At 44.1% G+C, this 5282-nt stretch carries 5 protein-coding genes and 2 pseudogenes; all 7 read right to left on the bottom strand.

From position 1 onward, the window contains the following. Window positions 1-141 precede the first annotated feature (141 nt). On the bottom strand, window positions 142-927 hold the full coding sequence (locus QZL64_RS10900) for a RibD family protein (RefSeq protein ID WP_021842007.1): 786 nt from the start codon (window positions 925-927) through the stop codon (window positions 142-144). Between the two features lie 89 nt (window positions 928-1016). Further along, on the bottom strand, window positions 1017-2183 hold the full coding sequence (locus tag QZL64_RS10895; protein WP_021842006.1) for an iron-containing alcohol dehydrogenase: 1167 nt from the start codon (window positions 2181-2183) through the stop codon (window positions 1017-1019). Between the two features lie 358 nt (window positions 2184-2541). After that, window positions 2542-3252 (bottom strand): DUF554 domain-containing protein, encoded by a 711-nt coding sequence (locus QZL64_RS10890; protein ID WP_021842005.1) that lies wholly within the window; start codon window positions 3250-3252, stop codon window positions 2542-2544. A gap of 194 nt (window positions 3253-3446) precedes the next feature. After that, window positions 3447-4310, bottom strand: a complete 864-nt coding sequence (locus tag QZL64_RS10885; RefSeq protein ID WP_296309573.1) for a glycine betaine ABC transporter substrate-binding protein — start codon at window positions 4308-4310, stop codon at window positions 3447-3449. 87 nt (window positions 4311-4397) lie between these two features. Continuing rightward, window positions 4398-4640, bottom strand: a pseudogene (locus tag QZL64_RS10880) (ABC transporter permease subunit); the annotation flags it as partial. Window positions 4641-4652: 12 nt separating this feature from the next. Then, complete coding sequence (locus QZL64_RS10875) at window positions 4653-4988, bottom strand: ABC transporter permease (protein ID WP_021842003.1); 336 nt, start codon at window positions 4986-4988, stop codon at window positions 4653-4655. Between the two features lie 3 nt (window positions 4989-4991). After that, window positions 4992-5282 (bottom strand): annotated as a pseudogene (locus QZL64_RS10870) (ABC transporter ATP-binding protein); the annotation flags it as partial.

Here is a 5282-nt window from a genome sequence, read left to right as displayed (position 1 = left end):
TTTCTTGTGTCTACCTAAAAGGGAGCATATCACCGGCATGTGCTGATGAACAGGGGTTTTGTTATATAGTTTGAAAGGTTTAAGCTTTTTAAGCTTTTTAAGATTTAGTCGTTAGCTTTGACTATCTACTTGAGCCGGCTCTTATTTATGCGCCTCAATCATGCCCATTACTTCTTTATAGGTCGGGTCGTTGTCGAAGTCGAAATCGACCTTTTCACCCACCTGCCAACGAATCCAAACCGCATCATCTTCCATGATTTCAACGCTCAACGGCTTGAAGATTATCGGCTGATCTTTGGTGATACCCGGCTTAGCCATGAAAAGAGTTTGCGTCGTAGTACTGCCGTCCGCAGCCGGTGCAATAACCTGGCTCACTTCGTCAACGAGACCTGCTTGGAGGAAGCTCCAATTAAGCACGGCACCGCCGCCGAGCATCATTTTTTCAACATGGAGCACGTCTTTAATCTTCTCACAAGCAAGTGCCAAATCAACGGAATCCTTGCCGCAGATTAAATAGCTGATGCCTTTTTGACGAAGGAAATCTTTATAACTGTTCGGCGTACTTTCTGTTAAGATAGACACCACATGTGGCTTCATATCGCCATCTTCTGCCGTATTATCGGGCCATGCCAATTTCCCCTTGCTATCGATGGCAATCATGAACTGTCCCAAAGAAGCGCCTTCAGCGATAAAGTCGCCCGCCGGAACCTCAGGCGCCGCTTCATTCACCTGCGGTTTTTCATAATACGTAAAAATATCATCAATCGTCGTACGGCCTAAAATAAGCGCTTGGTACTCATACTTCTGATGTTGCACTATGTCAAAAGAGTCGCCTTCATCGACGGCATTGGGGCGCCAAAGGTATTTCCCCATTATTTTACCGTCCAAACTCGTTTCCATATGGCAAAAAATATAAGGTCTCGTCATCACTGTGTATCCTTTCCTTACGATATAACATACGCTCAAGCTTGCGATATATCATAAACTCAGCCTAATAATGGCTCAATATACGGAAATTATAGGCTGGCTTTTAAAATGGCGACTACTTCATCACGTGTCAATACTTTGTAACCGCCCTTAAGAATGAAGGTAGCATCAGCAATGCCTTCAATCATGTCAGGTGTAGCGCCAAGATCGGTTAAATTCATAACCACACCGATTTCACGCATGTAATCGGCCATAGCGTCTAAACCGGCCAATGCAATTTCTTCATCCGTTTTACCGGTTGGATCTACATTCCATACATTCAAGGCATAGCGTTTAAACTTAGGCAAACCGGCCTGTAAAATGTGTTTGTAGTACGGAATGGAAACAGCAGCCAAGGTCATACCGTGAGTAGCATCAGTATAGGCACCTACCGCCTGACCAAGCATGTGAACCATCCAGTCGCCCGGTTTTCCCATATGAGTGAATGTGTTCAGTGCCCAAGTAGCCGTCCACATAATATTACTACGTGCTTCATAGTCCTTAGGATTTTTCACGGCAATGCGCGCGCTGTGAATCACGGAACGTAAGAGCCCTTCAATCACATAATCCGATGTATTATCATCGGTACCGGAGAAATATTGTTCCAATAAATGGGACATAATATCAAAGAGCCCGGCTACCATCTGATACGTAGGCAAAGTATAAGTGTACGTAGGGTCTAAAATAGAGAATTTAGGGAATACATTAGGGCCGAATACATGGCCGATTTTCAATTTTTTAGCATGATTCGTAATAACAGAGCCACCGTTCATTTCAGAGCCTGTGCCTACCATTGTTAAAACAGTACCTACCGGTACGATTTCACAATCCACATCCTCCATGCGTTCAAAATATTTTTCCCATGGGTCTTCCTTACAATTAATCGATACCGACACAGCTTTCGCATAGTCAATAACGGAGCCGCCACCTACAGCCAAGATAAAATCTACATTGCCTGCTTTAGCTCGTTCCACGCCTTCATATAATTTATCTACCGTAGGATTAGACATAACACCGGCATCTTCGGTTATCGTCTTGCCGTTGGCTTTTAAAATTTCAACCACTTGATCATAAAGTCCCGATTTCTTAATGGAGCCGCCGCCATATACAAGCAGAACATTCTTACCAAATTTTGGCAGCTCCTGATTCAATGATTCCAATGCATTTTGACCAAAATGAATTCGAGTTGGATTTTCAAAAGTAAATGTACCTAACATAACGTATCCTTTCCTTTCTTTTACACCACGTATTCCAAATTATAAAAGTAATTCTGCCTTGGATTGCCGACTAATACTACACCGGTCCACGGGCAACAAAATAAAATATATACGAGTAAACTGCCGGATAGCTTCTCTTACATATGTGCTATCACTAAGTACAATTCTATTGTACCCCTTAGAGTTGGCTTCAAGTCAAGGGCAAAAATAAATTCCCCATATAGATGCCAAAAGATAAAAGATAAAAAATCATAGTCAAAAATCATATATAAGCCATAAAAAAACTCTGCCGCAATTTTACGACAGAGTTTATTTTAAAAAAACAACTATCTAGTTAACTGTCCATAGGCTCCGGTATTTACAACCACGCCCACAACGCTGCCACCACAAGGGTCGGCAACATATTAGCAATCCGAAAATGCTTACCTGTAAGCAAGCTCACACCGATTAAGAAAATCATAATCGAGCCGGTCAGCGATATATTACTGAGTGCCTGATTCGTCAGCCATGGAGAAATAAAAATAGCCAACAGGGTAACCAGCCCTTGCACTATGCCCACGGGAATGGCGGAATAGATACAGCCCTTGCCCAAAGTGGTGGTCATAATCATAACGACAATTCCGTCCATCATAGCCTTCGCAATCAAAATTGACGGATCGCCCGTGGCATCCTTAATAGAGCCGATAATCGCCATAGCACCAATACAGACGGTAAAAGATGCGGTTAAAAAAGCTTGGGTAAAACCGCCTTCCCCTTCGTTCTTAGTTTTCACACGGAGCCAGGCGCCAAAATCCTCTAATTTTTTATCCAAATCAATAAATTCCCCGATGACAGTACCGATAATAAAGGTTACTACCAACATCATCAAGTTGGTAAGAGCGAATTTTTGACCGTCAAAGACGAGTGACTCTTGAACGGCTCCGGCAATACCGATAAAAATAATGCAAGCACTCATGGCCACCATCAACGTGTCCAATAGCTGTTGTTTCAAATAATTGCGTGCTGTTAATCCGATGAGTCCCCCAACTACGATGATTAACATATTAATTAAAGTACCTAACCCAGGCATACAATCCCTTCTTTCATAAGTCTCTCAAAAAGCTGATAATCTGATTATAACATATAATAAGGGCTGTAAAATTCTATATTTTAAAAGGCTTCACGGACACGCCGCAAAGCCTTTTAAAGGAAGGTATCATACTATTGTCATGCCGAAGCATTATTATGCTTGACGGATCTGTTTAATCACGCAAGCCTTACATACTATTTGTGTTGTAATAACCCTTTAGATTTCAGGTAAGTCACGGCTACTTCATTAGCCGTCTTGCCGTCCACGTCTACTTCGTAGTTCATTTTAAGCATTTCATCCGTTGTAATCATTCCGGCCAGCTTATTCAAAACAGGTGCCAATTCAGGGTATTTTTTAAGCGTATCGGCCCGTAATAACGGTGCTCCCTGATATGGTGGAAAGAGACCGCGGTCATCTTCGAGCATTACCAAATCATGCGTGATAATTTCAGGGTCCGTGGAGAATACATCAATGACATCCACATTGCCCTGGTCGATAGCTTCATAGCGCAAACTCGGCTCCATGGTCACCACTTGGAAGTTAAGCCCATAGAGGGACTGTAAGCCCTTGTTACCGTCGGAGCGGTCATTAAACTCTAAGGAGAAACCGGCTGTAGCCGTATTTACGACTTTTTGCAAATCGGAAATCGTTTTAAGCCCATGCTCTTCCGCATAGGAGCGTTTGACCGCCAAGGCGTACGTATTCTGATACGCCATCGGTTCCAACAATACCAAATTATCCTGTTTTAAAATGCCCTCTTTAGCCGCTTCATACACGGTCTTCGGATTATTCCCGATATTCGTCAACGGCGGTTGTAACAAGGCGGATGTTACCGTGCCGGTAAACTCCGGATACATATCGATGGAACCTTTTTTAAGCGCTTCATACAAGAAGCTCGTCTTGCCGAAACTTGGTTTGACCACCACTTTTATGTCCGTCTGATCCTCAATCAGTTCTTTATACATATTAATCAAGATTTCCGGCTCCGAACCCAGCTTGCCGGCCGCTATCAAGGTCGGATGACCGCCGATGTTGCCAACGCCGCCGAGACCGCCCACGTTAATCGTAGAAAGCACCAATAATACCAAGGCAGCCGCGAAGGAAGAGCCGATAACTTTTAACGATTTTGTTTCTAAAAACTTAATAATCACGCTAAACAACACGGCGAGCAGAGCGGCCGAAATAGCCCCGATGAGAATTAAAGCGGAGTTATTGCGATCGATACCGAGCAAAATGAAGGCTCCGAGACCGCCGGCCCCGATTAAGGCGCCCAACGTAGCCGTACCGATTAACATAACCGACGACGTGCGAATCCCGCCGATAATGGACGGCATGGCCAGTACCAATTCAAACTTTTTAAGCTTTTCCCAGCGATTCATACCAAACGCATCGGCCGCCTCCTAAAGGAGCGGATCAATACTCTGCAAACCGGTAATCGTGTTTTGCAAAATCGGGAACAAACCGTAAATAACGAGCGCCACAATGGCCGGCACCTTGCCGATACCAAGAAGCGGAATAAAGAGACCCAATAAGGCCAATGACGGAATGGTCTGTAAAATGCCGGCCACCTGCAAGGTGATTTCCGACGCTTTTTTGTATTTAACGACGAAGATAGCAAACGGTACAGATAATAAAATGGCAATAAACAGCGCAATCATGGAGATTTGCACATGTTCTACCAATAATTGTACCCATTCACCTTGTCGTTCAATGAATGTACTATATAATGTGTCCATGATTTACCCCTCGTAGAAAAAACGCTTAACCACTTCGTGCGCCGGATGTTCTTTAATCACTTGCGGCGTATCGAGCTGCACAATTTCACCCTTACTCATGACGCAGATACGCGTGCCCAGTTTCACCGCTTCCGCCATGTCATGGGTTACAAAGACAATCGTCATTTTGAACGTATCATGGAGGCGCTTAATGAGCTCCTGCAACTGATTGCGACTAATCGGATCGAGGGCGCTGAACGGTTCGTCCATGAGGAGAATCGAAGGACGCGTCACGATAGCCCGTAGAATCCCTAC

Source organism: Veillonella sp. CAG:933 (assembly GCF_000431435.1).
Lineage (GTDB): Bacteria > Bacillota > Negativicutes > Veillonellales > Veillonellaceae > Veillonella_A.
The sequence above is the reverse complement of the archived record's forward strand: the minus strand, read 5'-3'. Positions and strand labels throughout refer to the sequence as shown.

Bases quoted from the DNA above. Each gene is read 5' to 3' on its own strand.
- QZL64_RS10890 (WP_021842005.1), bottom strand. From the start codon at position 3,252: ATGCCTGGGTTAGGTACTTTAATTAATATGTTAATCATCGTAGTTGGG.
- QZL64_RS10895 (WP_021842006.1), bottom strand. From the start codon at position 2,183: ATGTTAGGTACATTTACTTTTGAAAATCCAACTCGAATTCATTTTGGT.
- QZL64_RS10875 (WP_021842003.1), bottom strand. From the start codon at position 4,988: ATGGACACATTATATAGTACATTCATTGAACGACAAGGTGAATGGGTA.
- QZL64_RS10900 (WP_021842007.1), bottom strand. From the start codon at position 927: ATGACGAGACCTTATATTTTTTGCCATATGGAAACGAGTTTGGACGGT.